The following is a 13,710-nucleotide window of genomic DNA, read 5'->3' on the forward strand; positions in this document are numbered from 1 at the left end:
CGGGCGCCCCGGAAGAGAAGAGAAAAGATGCTCATCAGCCAGCGACCGTCTCTCTCCGAAGAGTCGATCAACGAGACCCGGTCCCGGTTCACCATCGAGCCGCTGGAGCCCGGCTTCGGCTACACGCTCGGCAACTCGCTGCGGCGTACGTTGCTGTCGTCCATCCCCGGTGCGGCGGTCACCTCGATCAAGATCGACGGTGTCCTGCACGAGTTCACCACGATCCCCGGGGTCAAGGAGGACGTGGTCGAGCTCGTCATGAACATCAAGGAGCTGTGCGTCAGCTCTGAGCACGACGAGCCGGTCAGCATGTACCTGCGCAAGCAGGGCCCGGGCGACGTGACCGCCGGCGACATCCAGCCCCCGGCCGGTGTCTCGGTGCACAACCCGGACCTGAAGCTCGCCACCCTCAACGGCAAGGGCCGGCTCGACATGGAGCTGACCGTCGAGCGGGGCCGGGGCTACGTCACCGCCGCGCAGAACAAGCAGGCGGGCGCCGAGATCGGCCGGATCCCGGTCGACTCGATCTACTCGCCGGTGCTCAAGGTGACGTACCGCGTCGAGGCGACCCGCGTCGAGCAGCGGACCGACTTCGACCGGCTGATCATCGACGTCGAGACCAAGCCGTCGATGGGCCCGCGTACCGCGCTGGCCTCCGCCGGTTCGACGCTGGTGGAGCTGTTCGGCCTCGCCCGTGAGCTGGACGAGACCGCCGAGGGCATCGACATCGGGCCGTCCCCGCAGGACGCCCAGCTGGCGGCGGACCTGGCTCTGCCGATCGAGGAGCTGGACCTCACCGTCCGCTCCTACAACTGCCTCAAGCGCGAGGGCATCAACTCCGTTGGTGAGCTGATCGGGCGTACCGAGGCCGACCTTCTCGACATCCGCAACTTCGGTCAGAAGTCGATCGACGAGGTCAAGATGAAGCTCGCCGGGATGGGCCTGGGGCTGAAGGACTCGGCTCCGAACTTCGACCCGGCGCACGTCGTGGACGCCTTCGGCGAGGCCGACTACGACACCGACGACTACCGCGAGACCGAGCAGCTCTAGTCCGCGCTGCCGCCACACCTGAGGAGCACCAAGCATGCCCACGCCCACCAAGGGCCCCCGCCTCGGCGGCAGCCCCGCGCACGAGCGGCTGATGCTGGCCAACCTGGCCACCGCGCTGTTCCAGCACGGCAAGATCCAGACCACCGAGACGAAGGCCCGGCGGCTCCGCCCGCTGGCCGAGCAGCTCATCACCAAGGCCAAGCGTGGCGACCTCGCCTCGCGCCGGCGGGTGGCGGGCGTCGTCAAGGACAAGGACGTGGTCTACTCCCTGTTCGACCAGATCGCGCCCCGGTACGCCAACCGCAACGGTGGCTACACCCGGATCGTGAAGACCGGTCCGCGCAAGGGTGACGCCGCTCCGATGGCGATCATCGAGCTGGTGGAGGAGCTTCAGGTCGCCGAGCCGAAGGCGAACAAGAAGACCGCCGCCCGCAAGGCCGCCCAGCAGGACAAGGTCGAGGCCCTGGCCCCGGCCGAGGAGGCCCCGAAGACGAGCGCCGGTGACCAGGACGCGGAGGCTCCGGTCTCCGCCACCGGCGACACCGCCGCTGCCCGTGAGGACAGCGACGAGGCCACCGAGAACGACAAGGCCTGATCGCAGGCAGCATCGTCGGGCCCGGCATCCCCTCGCGGGGTGCCGGGCCCGACGCCGTCAACGGGAGGTACGAGGTGGACGACGAGCGGACCCGGTTGCGGCTGGACGTCTCGTACGACGGCACCGACTTCTCCGGCTGGGCCCCCCAGCCCACCCGGCGCACGGTGGCCGGGGTGCTCATGGAGACGCTGGATCTCGTCCTCGGCGCGGGCACGGTCACCGGCCTGACCGTGGCCGGTCGCACCGACGCCGGGGTGCACGCCACCGGGCAGGTCTGCCACCTCGACCTGCCGACCGAGGTGTGGCGCGCGTACGAGGGGCGGCTGCTGCGCCGGCTGGCCCGGCTGCTGCCCACCGACGTCCGGGTACGCGCGATGACCGAGGTGCCGGCCGACTTCGACGCCCGGTTCTCGGCCACCTTCCGCCGCTACGAGTACCGGGTCACCGACGCACCCTGGGGCGCCGAGCCGCTGCGCCGGCGGGACACCCTGGCCTGGCCGAAGCCGCTGGACCTGGTCGCGTTGAACGAGGCCGCGGCCGGTCTGGTCGGCGAGCACGACTTCGCCGCGTACTGCCGTCGCAAGGAGAACGCCACCACGCTGCGCGAGGTGACCCGGCTGGACTGGCGCCGCGACCCGGACGGGATCCTGGTGGCCACCGTGCGGGCCGACGCGTTCTGCCAGAACATGGTGCGCAGCCTGGTCGGTGCCATGCTGGTCGCCGGCGACGGTCGCCGGCCGGTGACCTGGCCGGCGAGCCTGCTGACCCGTCGGGAACGGTCCAGTGAGGTGACAGTGGCCCCGGCGCACGGCCTCGCCCTGGTCGAGGTCGGCTACCCGGTCGACCCGGCCGACTACGCCCGCCGCGCCGACCTCACCCGCCGGCTGCGGGTGCCGGTCGTCGAGGGCTGAGCGCGCCGTACCCGGGCACGGCGACGGCCCGCCACCCTGCCGCGGTGACGGGCCGTCGCCGTGCCCGGGTCAGTCGTCGGTGCTCTGCTGGCCGGCGCTGTCGTCGCTCGGGCCGCCGCTGGGTTGTCCGGCCGTCCCGGAGGATGCGCGACGGTCCAGCACGCCCCGGTTCAGGTGCAGCTCGACCAGGTCGTACATGATCTCGCGGGCGCGTGCGTCGTCGGTCGGGATCCGCTCCCCGTCGGCGCGCGTGACCAGGCAGAAGGCGATGTAGTGCCCGCGTACCTGCCAGCCGACCCGGGCGGCGGCCTTCTCCACCACCTCGGTGTCGTCGTCGCCCGCGGCCAGGCCCCGGAACCGTCCCTGCTGGTCGTCCAACAGCGGTCGGATCCGGTCGCGTACCCGTTGGGCGCTGGCCAGGTCGGTGAGGTTGAACAGACCGGCGGTGAGCAGGTGGTCGCCGTCGGGGGAGCGGAGCGTGCCCCGGACGACCTGGTTGCACCCGAGCCGGACCAGCAGGTCGGCGATCTCCCCGGTGGCCGCGACCGCGCAGTTCGCACTCGCCTGGGTCTTCAGCACCCGGTAGGCGGGTTTGCCGTCGGTGACCACCAGCTGCTTGCCGGGGAAGAGTTCCTTGACGGTGAGGGACGTCTGGTCGGTGTCCCGGGAGTCCAGGTCGGACCGGCCCGGCGGGTCCGTCTCCGCCGCCGTGGGCTGCGCGGTGGGCTGGCTCGCCGGGGGCGTGGCGGCCCGCTCGTCGAGCAGCGCCGCGACGGCCAGGCCGGTGAGGGAGAGCAGGAGCAGTACGGCCGCGCCGCCGATCAGCGTCTGCCAGACCCGGCCGCCGCGACGGTCGGCGCGCCGGCTGCGGGGCAGTTCGGACACGTCGGTGGCGCGGAACGTCGGGCTGGCCGGTATCGGCACGGTGGGCCGCGTCGACGCGGCGGGCACGGGTTGCGGCATGGGCGGCAGCGGCTGCGGCACCGGCGAGGGTTCCCCGGGCGGCGCGGGTGGGCCCGGCGTCGGCGCGGGAGCGGGCGGCGCGGGAGCAGGCGCCCGGGCGTCGTCGAGGTCCGGGCGGGTGGTCCGGGCCGGCGGCAGCGACGGCGTCGGGAAACGGGAGGGCGACGGACCTGCCGGAGGCGGCGTCGTGGCCGCGGGCCCGGGCTCCGGGTACTCCAGGAAGGCGTCCTCATCGGACTCGTACCGGTACACCATGTGGGATAGAGTAAGACCGATTGTCCCTTTCGGGGGCAATATCGGGAAATTCCGGCAGAGTGGCGTGCGCCCCCGCCCGCCGTACCGTCGCCCGGCCCGCCACCCCGCGGTGCGAGAATGCCGACGTGACCGGCGACCACTACTTCACCGCTGAACCCACGACCCCGGCCCGGCCGCGCGAGGTCGAGTTCTCCGTCGCCGGGCGCGACTACGCGCTCAGCTCGGCCGGCGGAGTGTTCTCCGCCGACCGGCTCGACCCCGGCACCGCGGTGCTGCTGCGCAAGGCCGACCTGCCGGGTGTCGACGTCGCCGGCCCGCTGCTCGACATCGGGTGCGGGTTCGGCCCGATCACCTGCGTCCTGGCCACCGTCGCGCCGGCCGCCACCGTCTGGGCGGTCGACGTCAACGAACGCGCCCGCGCCCTCACCGCCGCCAACGCCGGCCGGATCGGCGCCGCCGACCGGGTGCGGGCCGTCGCGCCGGACGACCTGCCGGCGGACGTCACGTTCGCCCAGATCTGGTCGAACCCGCCGATCCACATCGGCAAGGCCGAACTGCACGACCTGCTGCTGCGTTGGCTGCCCCGGCTCACCCCGGACGGCGTGGCCTGGCTCGTCGTCGCCCGCCACCTCGGCGGCGACTCGCTGCACCGCTGGCTCGTCGAGCAGGGCTGGCAGGTCGAGCGGCACGCCAGCCAGAAGGGCTACCGGGTGCTCCGCGTCACCCGGTAATCAGGTGTCGCCCGCACCGTCGGCTCGGGCAGGATGCCGGCGTGGGATACGTGGACGTGGCAGGGGTCGGGCACATCCTCCCGGACGGGCGGGAGCTGTTCGGCGAGGTGTCGTTCCGGGTCGGTGAGGGCGCCAAGGTGGCGCTCGTCGGCCCCAACGGCGCCGGCAAGACGACGCTGCTCCGGATGGTCGCCGGCGACCTGCCGGTGCGCACCGGCACCGTCGCCCGCTCCGGCGGGCTGGGCGTGATGCGGCAGTTCATCGGCATGATCGGCGACGAGTCGACGCTCGCCGACCTGGCCCTGTCGCTCGCCCCGCCGGCGCTGCGCGACGCCGGGCGCCGGCTCGTCGAGACCGAGGCGGCGATGCGCACGGCCGAGGTCCGCGGCAAGTACAGCTCCGCCGCCGGCAAGGCCCAGCTCGCGTACGCCGACGCGCTGGCCGCCTGGGGCGAGTGCGGCGGGTACGACGCCGAGGTGCTCTTCGACACCGTCACCACGATCGTGCTCGACCTGCCGTGGGACAGCGCCCGGGACCGGCCGGTCCGCACCCTCTCCGGGGGCCAGCAGAAACGCTTCGCCCTGGAGCTGCTGCTGCGCGGCCCGGACGAGGTGCTGCTGCTCGACGAGCCGGACAACTTCCTCGACGTGCCGGGCAAGCGGTGGCTGGAGGCGCGGCTGCGCGAGTCCGGCAAGTCGGTGCTCTACGTCTCGCACGACCGCGAGCTGCTCGCGCAGACCGCCGACCGGGTGGTGGCCGTGGAGGGCGGCAGCGCCTGGGTGCACCCGGGTGGCTTCGCGAGCTGGCACGAGGCGCGGGTGGCCCGGCACGCCCGCCTCGACGAACTGCGCCGACGCTGGGACGAGGAACACCAGAAGCTGCGCGAGCTGATGCTGATGTACAAGCAGAAGGCCGCGTACAACGACGGGCTGGCCTCCCGGTACCAGGCCGCGCAGACCCGGCTGCGCAAGTTCGAGGAGGCCGGGCCGCCGCCCGTACCCCCGAAGGACCAGGACATCCGGATGCGGCTGACCGGCGGGCGGACCGGCAAGCGCGCGGTGATCGCCGAGCAGCTCGAGCTGGACGGCCTGACCTACCCCTTCGACCTGGAGATCTGGTACGGCGACCGGGTCGCGGTGCTCGGCGCGAACGGGACCGGCAAGTCGCACTTCCTGCGCCTGCTGGCCCGCGGCGGCACCGACCCCGAACCGGGCAACACCCCGGTCGACGGCGCGGCCGCGCTCACCCCGGTCGCGCACGACGGCGTGGTCCGGCTCGGCGCACGGGTCCGGCCCGGGCACTTCTCGCAGACCCACGACCGGCCGGAGCTGGTGGAGAGGACGCTCGTCGAGATCCTGTGGCGGGGCGACGAGCACCGGGCCGGGATGGACCGGCACGCGGCCATGGGCGTGCTGTCCCGCTACGAGCTGGCCGGCCAGGGCGACCAGCGGTTCGGCACGCTCTCCGGCGGCCAGCAGGCCCGTTTCCTGGTGCTGCTGCTGGAGCTGTCCGGGGCCACGCTGCTGCTGCTCGACGAGCCGACCGACAACCTCGACCTGGCCTCCGCCGAGGCGCTGGAGGCGGGCCTGGGCGCGTTCGACGGCACGGTGATCGCGGTCACCCACGACCGCTGGTTCACCCGCACCTTCGACCGGTTCGTGCTGTTCCGCGGCGACGGGGACGTGGTGGAGACGCCGGAGCCGGTCTGGGACGTCGGATGATCGACCAGGAGTTGGCGGACCGGCTCTGCGCGGTCGACGGCGTGGTCGGGGTGGCGCTCGGCGGCAGCCGGGCCCGCGGCGAGCACCGGCCCGACTCCGACTGGGACCTCGGCCTCTACTACCGGGGTACGCCGGACCTGGCCGGACTGCGCGCGGTCGCCGCCTCGGTCGCCGACGGCCCGGTGGACCTCACCGCCCCCGGCGGCTGGGGCCCCTGGGTCGACGGCGGCGGCTGGCTGCGCGTCGGCGGGGCGGCGGTGGACTGGATCTACCGGGACCTGGACCGGGTGCGCCGGGTCTGGGCGGACTGCCAGGCCGGCCGCTACACGGTGGCCGTGCAGGCCGGCCACCCGCTCGGGTTCTACTCGCACGCGTACGCCGGGGAGGTGGCGCTCGGCCGGGTCCTCGCCGACCCGACCGGCGAGCTGACCGCGTTGCGCGCCGAGACCGTCGACTACCCGCCCGCGCTCGGCGCCGCGCTGGTGGCCGGCGGCTGGGAGACCGGCCTGCTGCTCGACGGCGCGGCCAAGGGCGCGTCCGGCGGCGACGCCGGCTACGTGGCCGGCTGCCTGTTCCGGGTGGTCGGCGTGCTCGCGCAGGCGCTGCACGGCCGGGCCGGGCGGTGGCTGGTCAACGAGAAGGGCATGCTCGCGTCGGCAGGGCGGCTGCCCGGCACGCCGCCGGACTTCGCGGAACGGGCGCAGGCGCTGCTCGGCGCGGTGGGGCGTACCCCGGAGGAACTGGGGGCGACGGTCGATGCCGCCCGGGCGCTGGCGCACGACGTGCTCGGCTGACGGCCTGCCCGGTGCGGCCTGGCCTGGCCCGGCGTGGCCTGTCCCGGCGTGGCCTGGCCCGGTGCGGGCCTGGCCTGGCGCGGTGCGGCCCGGCCCGGCGCGGCCGGGCGGTGGGTTTGCGGCCGGTGGGGCCCGGCGGGCGGCGACGAACTTGATGGCGCGGATGAGTCACCCGCAGTGGTGCCGGTGCCGGTGCCGGTGCCGGCGCTGGCCGGGTGGGTGCGCGGCGACCGGCATAGGGTGGATTCCGTGAGTGAGATGACCTATCGCCGGCTGGGCGACTCCGGGCTCGTGGTGTCCGTGGTCGGCATCGGCTGCAACAACTTCGGCCGCAAGCTCGACCTCGACGGCACCCGGGCGGTGGTGGACGCCGCGCTCGACGCCGGGATCAACTTCTTCGACACCGCCGACATCTACGGCGAACCCCAGGGCGGCTCCGAGGAACTGCTCGGTCAGGCGCTCAAGGGCCGCCGGGACGACGTGGTGGTCGCCACGAAGTTCGGCATGGACATGCACGGCGCGAACGGGCCGGACCACGGCGCCCGGGGCGCCCGCCGCTACATCGCCCGCGCGGTCGAGGCGTCGCTGCGCCGGCTCGGCACCGACCACATCGACCTCTACCAGATGCACGAGCCCGACCCGGGCACGCCGATCGACGAGACGCTCGCCGCGCTGGACGACCTGGTGACCGCCGGCAAGGTGCGCTACCTCGGCAACTCCAACTTCGCCGGCTGGCAGATCGCCGACGCCGACTGGACCGCGTCGTCGCAGGGCCGCAGCCGGTTCATCTCGGCGCAGAACCACTACTCGCTGCTGGAACGCGGAGTGGAGGACGAGGTGATCCCCGCCTGCGAGCGGTTCGGCCTCGGCATGCTGCCGTTCTTCCCGCTCGCCAACGGGCTGCTCACCGGCAAGTACAAGCGTGGTCAGCAGCCCCCGGAGGGCAGCCGGCTCGCCGGCGGCGGCCGGTACGCCGAGCGGCTGGCCGCGGCGCGCTGGGACACCATCGAGGCGATCGAGACGTACGCGGCCGAACGCGGGGTGAGCATGCTCCAGGTGGCCATCGGCGGGCTGGCCGCCCGACCCGCGGTGACCTCGGTGATCGCCGGCGCCACCACGCCCGAGCAGGTACGCGCCAACGCCGAGGCGGGCACCTGGCAGCCCACCGACGAGGACCAGGACACCCTCGACGCCCTCCTCTGACCGTCCCCCCGTGTGCTGCTGCCCCCGCGTGCTGCGGCGTCACCGCCCGGCGGAATGCCGCCGGCCCAATTGACACCCATAGCGTTCCACCCACGGTCAGTGCTCGTGGTGAGTGGAACGCCATGGGTGTCAAACGGGCGGTGAGACACCCATGGCGTTCCACCCGCGATCCGTGACTGCGGTGAGTGGGTGTCTGCGAGCGCTCCGACGCCCACGGGTGTGCCGGCTAGCGCGTTGCCCGGCGGGCGGGCGGGGATCCAGCCGGCCGAGCGGAGCGCGTTCAGCCGTGCCACGTCCCGTCGGAAGTGGGCCCCCTCGCGATGGTGGTCGCCGTCGTACTCGACCGCGAGGCGAAGCGCCGGCCAGGCCAGGTCGACCCGGGCCACGAAGCGCCCTCCGGCGAGCACCTCGTGTTGGGCGGTGAGCGGGCCGAGACCGGCGTCGAGGAGGAGCAGCCGCAGGCGGGTTTCCATCGGGGACTCGCTCAGCGGCTCGGCCAGCGCCAACACCTCACGCAGCAGCGGCGAACCCGGCCAGCCTGGTCGGTCGGCGGCGTAGGCCCGCAGGGCGGGGAGCTTCACCACTCGCCGACGCAGCAGCGCGTCCACGGCGACCAGGGCTTCCGCCCGAGCACCCTGACGGCCGAGGTCGAAGGCGGTGCGCAGCGGGGTGGTGACGGGCAGCCCGGCGAACCCGGTGCGATCCGCGTCGGGCGCCGATGACCGCACGATCGACAGTCGGGGGTGCGGGCGCAGCCGGGCGGTCGTCGGCAGGAGCACGGTCACCGGCTCGTCCCGGGTGAGCAGGTCGACACCGAACAGCCAGGCCGCGCTGCGGCCGGCCAGCGCGGTGCCCGGTGGCAGGAGCAACGCGACCGCGTCGCACCACATCCGGTGGTCGTCGACCCGGAAGCCGCCCCGGTGCACGTACACGTCCGGCAGCAGGCGAACCCAGGTCGGTCCACGCAGCATCGTCCAGGTCAGCAGCCCTTCGGAGACGGCTCGGCTGCCGCGGAACGGCACTGACGACAGGCGGTGCGGGACGCACGCGGATACGGCCATCCGGGCAGCGTGTCGTGATGCGACGGTCACCCGCCGTCCCGATCCGGCGGGTGGACGGTTCCCTGGGAAAAACGTCACCCGGTCTTCCGTTCCGGCCGGGAACCGTCGTACGGTAGGCCGCAAGTGACCCACGGGAGCCCGGTGTGGACCGGGCTGAGAGGGGGGCTGACAGCCCCCGACCGTCGAACCTGATCCGGATAATGCCGGCGCAGGGAGGAGCGTTGCCGTGCCGTCCCTGGGACGACTGCATCTCATCACCGACACCCGGCCCGGGCGGGATCCGCTCGGCGTGCTGCGCGCCGCCCTGCCGGTGGCCCGCGCCGACCTCGTCGTGCAGGTGCGGGTGGCGGACGACGCCACCGATCGCGAGGCGTACGAACTGGCCCGCCGGGTGGTCGAGGAGTGCCGGCCGTACGGGGCGTGTTGCCTGGTCAACGACCGGCTGCACGTGGCGCTCGCGGTGGGCGCGGCCGGCGGGCACGTCGGGGCGGACGACCTGCCGGTGGCCGCCGCGCGGCACGTGCTGGGCGGCGACGCGGTGCTCGGCGCGACCGCCCGGGAACCGGCCACCGCCCGGGCCGCGGTGGCCGCCGGGGCCGGCTACCTGGGCGTGGGCCCGTGCCACGCCACCACCACGAAGCCGGGCCTGCCCGCGCCGATCGGCCCGGACGGGGTACGCGCCGTCGCCGGGGCGGTGACCGTTCCGGTGATCGCCATCGGCGGGGTGACCGCCGCGTCGGTGCCGGCGTTGCGGGCCGCCGGGGCGTACGGGGTGGCGGTGGTCGGCGCGCTCAGCGCGGCGGCCGACCCCGCGCACGCCACCGCGGAGCTGCTCGGGGCGCTGACGTGTTAAGCGGGGCCCCCTCCTCTACCGAAAGCGTTAACAGGGGCCCCCTCCTTACTCAGGTGGGGGTGGTGGGGGCGGGGCCGGTGGGGCTGGCGATCGCGTGGCGGTGCGCGCAGCGGGGGCTGCGGGTGAGTGTGTACGACGACCGTCCCGGGTCCGGCGCGTCGCACGTCGCCGCCGGCATGCTCTCCCCGGTCGCCGAGGCGTACTTCGGTGAGCACGAGCTGACCGCGCTGCTCGTCGAGTCGGCGGCCCGCTGGCCGGACTTCGCCGCCGAGCTGGCCGGGGCGAGTGGCGTCGACCTGGGGTATCGCACCGAGGGCACGCTGGTGGTCGGGCTCACCGCCGACGACCTGGCCGAGGCGGGGCGGCTGTGGGCGTACCAGCAGGGGCTGGGACTGCCGATCACGCCGTTGCGCCCGTCGGCGCTGCGCGACCGCGAGCCGGCGCTGGCCACCCGGGTGCGCGGCGGCGCGGTCGCGCCCGGCGACCACCAGGTCGATCCGCGCCGGCTGGTCGCCGCGCTGCGCGTCGCGGCGGAGCGGGCCGGCGTGGAGTTCCGGCCGGCGCGGGTCGGCGTGCTGTCCGAGGTGGACGCGCGGGTCACCGTGGTGGCGGCCGGCTGCGGCACGGCCCCGCTGACCGGGCTGCCGGTGCGGCCGGTGAAGGGGCAGGTGCTCCGGCTCCGCGCGCCCGGTGGCGGTCCGCCGGGCTTCCGGCACGTGATCCGGGGGTACGCCGACGGCGAGCCGGTCTACCTGGTGCCCCGGGGCAGTGGCGAGGTGGTGGTCGGCGCGACCGTCGAGGAACGCGCGGACACCGAGGTCACCGCCGGCGGCGTGCTGCGGCTGCTCCGCGCCGCCGCCGAGCTGGTCCCGGAGCTGACCGAGTACGAGCTGGTGGAGGCGGTCGCCGGGCTGCGCCCGGGCACCCCCGACAACGCGCCGGTGATCGGTGCGCTGCCCGGCCGACCCGACGTGCTCGCCGCGACCGGGCACCACCGGCACGGCATCGTCCTCACCCCGGTCACCGCCGACCTGGTCACCGAACTGATCGTCACCGGCGAGCCGGATCCGGCGCTCGCCCCCTTCACCCCGGACCGGTTTGCGAAGGAGCCCCGGTGGAACTGATCGTCAACGGCACGGGACGGACGCTGCCCGACGGCGTCACGGTGGCCGAGGTGGTCCGCACGGTCACCGGGCAGCAGCGCGGCGTCGCGGTCGCGGTCAACGGCGAGGTGGTGCCGCGCGGCGGCTGGCCGGCGAGCGTGCTGCGCGACGGCGACCGGGTCGAGGTGCTCAGCGCCGCGCAGGGCGGGTGAGCGGGATGTCCCTGGAGATCGGCGGCGTCGCGTTCGGTTCCCGGCTGGTGCTCGGCACCGGCGGCGCGGCCAACCTGCACGTGCTGGAGGCGGCGATCCGCGCCTCCGGCACCGAGCTGGTGACGCTGGCGCTGCGCCGGGTGGACACCACGCCGGGCGGGCCGGGCGGGCTGCTCGACCTGTTGGCGCGCTGCGGCGTACGGCTGCTGCCGAACACGGCCGGCTGCCGGACCGCGGTGGAGGCGGTGAAGACGGCGCACCTGGCCCGGGAGGCGTTCGACACCGACTGGGTGAAGCTGGAGGTGATCGGCGACGAGCGCACCCTGCTGCCCGACGGGGTGGAGCTGCTGCGCGCCGCCGAGGACCTGGTCGCCGACGGGTTCACCGTGCTGCCGTACACCTCGGACGATCCGGTGCTCGCGCGCCGGTTGGCCGACGTGGGATGCGCGGCGGTGATGCCGGCCGGCTCGCCGATCGGCTCCGGCCTGGGCATCGGCAACCCGCACCACATCCGGCTGGTGCGGCAGGCGGTGGACGTGCCGGTGATCCTCGACGCCGGCGTCGGCACCGCCTCCGACGCGGCGCTCGCCATGGAGCTGGGCTGCGACGCGGTGCTGCTGGCCAGCGCCGTCACCCGGGCCGCCGACCCGGTGGCGATGGCCACCGCGATGCGCTACGCGGTCGAGGCCGGCCACCTGGCGTACGGCGCGGGACGCATCCCCCGCCGCGACCACGCCCTCCCGTCCACTCCCGACGAAGGTCGACCGGACCTGTGACCGACGTGCGCGCCGGCACCGGCACGCCGCGCCCTGCCCCGGCGGGACAGGCGTCCGGACGTGGCCCGCGCGGCGTCGTGCTGCTGACGGACCGGCGGGTGGCTCGACGGCCGCTGGTGGGGGCCGTCGCGGCGGCCGTCGCCGGGGGAGTGCGGTGGGTGGTGCTGCGGGAGAAGGACCTGCCCCGCGCCGAACGCCTCGCCCTCGCCGTCGCGCTGCGGGCGGTGCTCACCGACGCCGGTGGGACCCTGATCGTGGCCGGCCCCGACCCGCTCGACGGGGACGCCGTGCACCTGCCCGCCGCCGGCCCGTACCCGCCGCCGCGCCTCGGGCTGGTCGGCCGCTCCTGCCACGACGCCGCCGAACTGGCCCGACTCACCACCGAGGACTACGCGACCCTCTCCCCGGTCCACCTCACCCGCACGAAACCCGGCTACGGCCCGCCGCTCGGCCCGGACGGCCTCCGCGAACTGGTGCAGGTGAGCCCCGTGCCGGTGCTCGCCCTCGGTGGCATCGAAACCCCGGACCAGGTGACGGCCTGCGTCGACGCGGGCGCCACAGGCGTCGCCGTCCTCGGCGCGCTCATGCGCGCCACCGACCCCACCGACACCGCCACCACCCTGACCAGCGCCTTCCACGACGCCCTCACCCCGCCACCCCCCACCGCAACCACCAGAGGAACGCAGTGACGCCGCAGACAGTTCTCACCATCGCCGGCTCCGACTCCGGCGCGGGCGCCGGCATCCAGGCCGACCTCAAGACGTTCGCCGCGCTCGGCGCGTACGGGACCAGCGTGCTCACGGCCGTCACCGCGCAGAACACCCGGGGCGTGGACGCGGTCCTGCCGCTGCCCCCGCAGACCGTGCGCGACCAGCTCGACAGCGTGCTCGGCGACTTCGCCGTCCGCGCGGTGAAGACCGGGATGCTCGGCATCCCGGCGGTCGCCGACGCGGTGGCCGAGGTGGCCCGGGGCGGCCGGTTGCCGCACCTGGTCGTCGACCCGGTCCTGGTCGCCACCAGCGGGCACCGGCTCGGTGTGGTGGAGGCGGTCGAGCGGCTGCTCCCGTACGCCGAGGTGGCGACGCCGAACTGCGCGGAGGCCGCGGCCCTCACCGGACGCGAGGTGGGCACGGTCGAGGAGATGGTCGCCGCGGCCGAGACGCTGGCCGCGCGCGGACCGGCGTTCGTGGTGGTCACCGGCGGTGACGTCGACGCGGCCGGCGAGTCGGTGGACGTGCTGGCCGGAGGCGGGACGACGCGGCTGCTGCGCGCGCCGCGGGTGGCGACGCGGCACAACCACGGCACCGGCTGTTCGTTCGCGGCGGCCGTCGCGGTCCGGCTGGCCGCCGGCGATCCGCCGCCGGTCGCGGTGGCCGCCGCCAAGGAGTACGTGACCCGCGCGCTGACCGGCGCGCGGAGCTGGGCGTTGGGCGCGGGACACGGCCCGCTGGACCACTTCGGCTGGTCCGCTTGAGCGACAGG

At 74.8% G+C, this 13,710-nt stretch carries 15 protein-coding genes and 1 riboswitch; of the genes, 14 read left to right on the top strand and 1 reads right to left on the bottom strand.

Features of this window, described 5'->3' with window-relative positions; translation table 11 throughout:
• The first annotated feature begins 27 nt into the window (after positions 1-27).
• The 3 genes from GA0070213_RS18795 (at position 28) to truA (ending at position 2,556) form a co-directional block, all read left to right on the top strand.
• Positions 28-1,050 (top strand): DNA-directed RNA polymerase subunit alpha, encoded by a 1,023-nt coding sequence (locus tag GA0070213_RS18795; RefSeq protein WP_007073009.1) that lies wholly within the window; start codon positions 28-30, stop codon positions 1,048-1,050.
• Positions 1,051-1,084: 34 nt separating this feature from the next.
• On the top strand, positions 1,085-1,645 hold the full coding sequence (gene rplQ, locus GA0070213_RS18800; RefSeq protein ID WP_091065837.1) for a 50S ribosomal protein L17: 561 nt from the start codon (positions 1,085-1,087) through the stop codon (positions 1,643-1,645).
• A gap of 74 nt (positions 1,646-1,719) precedes the next feature.
• Entirely contained in the window at positions 1,720-2,556 is an 837-nt protein-coding gene (gene truA, locus GA0070213_RS18805; RefSeq protein ID WP_091065840.1) for a tRNA pseudouridine(38-40) synthase TruA, read from the top strand.
• 69 nt (positions 2,557-2,625) lie between these two features.
• Here truA and GA0070213_RS18810 read toward each other — a convergent pair whose 3' ends face one another.
• Positions 2,626-3,774: a hypothetical protein gene (locus tag GA0070213_RS18810; RefSeq protein WP_245716457.1), complete on the bottom strand. Its 1,149-nt coding sequence runs from the start codon at positions 3,772-3,774 to the stop codon at positions 2,626-2,628.
• A 125-nt stretch (positions 3,775-3,899) separates the two neighbouring features.
• On the opposite strand from GA0070213_RS18810, the gene GA0070213_RS18815 reads away from it, so the two are divergent.
• From GA0070213_RS18815 to thiD, 11 genes are all read left to right on the top strand, one after another.
• On the top strand, positions 3,900-4,505 hold the full coding sequence (locus GA0070213_RS18815) for a class I SAM-dependent methyltransferase (RefSeq protein WP_175441399.1): 606 nt from the start codon (positions 3,900-3,902) through the stop codon (positions 4,503-4,505).
• A gap of 41 nt (positions 4,506-4,546) precedes the next feature.
• Entirely contained in the window at positions 4,547-6,226 is a 1,680-nt protein-coding gene (locus tag GA0070213_RS18820) for an ABC-F family ATP-binding cassette domain-containing protein (RefSeq protein WP_091065847.1), read from the top strand.
• Entirely contained in the window at positions 6,223-7,020 is a 798-nt protein-coding gene (locus tag GA0070213_RS18825) for a nucleotidyltransferase domain-containing protein (protein ID WP_091065850.1), read from the top strand. The genes GA0070213_RS18820 and GA0070213_RS18825 overlap by 4 nt, the downstream gene beginning before the upstream one ends.
• Positions 7,021-7,260: 240 nt before the next feature.
• Positions 7,261-8,223, top strand: coding sequence for an aldo/keto reductase (locus GA0070213_RS18830; RefSeq protein WP_175441400.1), 963 nt, complete (start codon positions 7,261-7,263; stop codon positions 8,221-8,223).
• Positions 8,224-8,543: 320 nt separating this feature from the next.
• Positions 8,544-8,945, top strand: coding sequence for a hypothetical protein (locus GA0070213_RS31610; protein ID WP_175441401.1), 402 nt, complete (start codon positions 8,544-8,546; stop codon positions 8,943-8,945).
• A 459-nt stretch (positions 8,946-9,404) separates the two neighbouring features.
• Positions 9,405-9,516, top strand: a riboswitch (TPP riboswitch).
• Positions 9,511-10,137, top strand: coding sequence for a thiamine phosphate synthase (locus GA0070213_RS18840; RefSeq protein ID WP_091065853.1), 627 nt, complete (start codon positions 9,511-9,513; stop codon positions 10,135-10,137). Its footprint overlaps the riboswitch before it by 6 nt.
• Entirely contained in the window at positions 10,131-11,261 is a 1,131-nt protein-coding gene (thiO, locus tag GA0070213_RS18845; RefSeq protein WP_425412841.1) for a glycine oxidase ThiO, read from the top strand. Before GA0070213_RS18840 ends, thiO begins: the two co-directional genes overlap by 7 nt.
• On the top strand, positions 11,252-11,452 hold the full coding sequence (thiS, locus tag GA0070213_RS18850) for a sulfur carrier protein ThiS (protein ID WP_091065859.1): 201 nt from the start codon (positions 11,252-11,254) through the stop codon (positions 11,450-11,452). The genes thiO and thiS overlap by 10 nt, the downstream gene beginning before the upstream one ends.
• A complete protein-coding gene (locus GA0070213_RS18855; protein WP_175441402.1) occupies positions 11,449-12,228 on the top strand; it encodes a thiazole synthase in 780 nt (259 codons plus the stop codon). Before thiS ends, GA0070213_RS18855 begins: the two co-directional genes overlap by 4 nt.
• A gap of 5 nt (positions 12,229-12,233) precedes the next feature.
• Positions 12,234-12,917 carry a thiamine phosphate synthase gene (locus GA0070213_RS18860; RefSeq protein WP_091066150.1) on the top strand — a complete coding sequence of 228 codons (684 nt, stop codon included), beginning with the start codon at positions 12,234-12,236 and terminating at the stop codon, positions 12,915-12,917.
• A complete protein-coding gene (gene thiD, locus GA0070213_RS18865; RefSeq protein ID WP_091065865.1) occupies positions 12,914-13,702 on the top strand; it encodes a bifunctional hydroxymethylpyrimidine kinase/phosphomethylpyrimidine kinase in 789 nt (262 codons plus the stop codon). Before GA0070213_RS18860 ends, thiD begins: the two co-directional genes overlap by 4 nt.
• Positions 13,703-13,710 lie beyond the last annotated feature (8 nt).

Origin of the sequence: Micromonospora humi (assembly GCF_900090105.1) — a bacterium.
Lineage (GTDB): Bacteria > Actinomycetota > Actinomycetes > Mycobacteriales > Micromonosporaceae > Micromonospora > Micromonospora humi.

Coding starts and splice junctions, on each gene's coding strand:
- GA0070213_RS18810 (WP_245716457.1), bottom strand. CDS start 3,774: ATGGTGTACCGGTACGAGTCCGATGAGGACGCCTTCCTGGAGTACCCG.
- GA0070213_RS18825 (WP_091065850.1), top strand. CDS start 6,223: ATGATCGACCAGGAGTTGGCGGACCGGCTCTGCGCGGTCGACGGCGTG.
- GA0070213_RS31610 (WP_175441401.1), top strand. CDS start 8,544: ATGGTGGTCGCCGTCGTACTCGACCGCGAGGCGAAGCGCCGGCCAGGC.
- rplQ (WP_091065837.1), top strand. CDS start 1,085: ATGCCCACGCCCACCAAGGGCCCCCGCCTCGGCGGCAGCCCCGCGCAC.
- GA0070213_RS18795 (WP_007073009.1), top strand. CDS start 28: ATGCTCATCAGCCAGCGACCGTCTCTCTCCGAAGAGTCGATCAACGAG.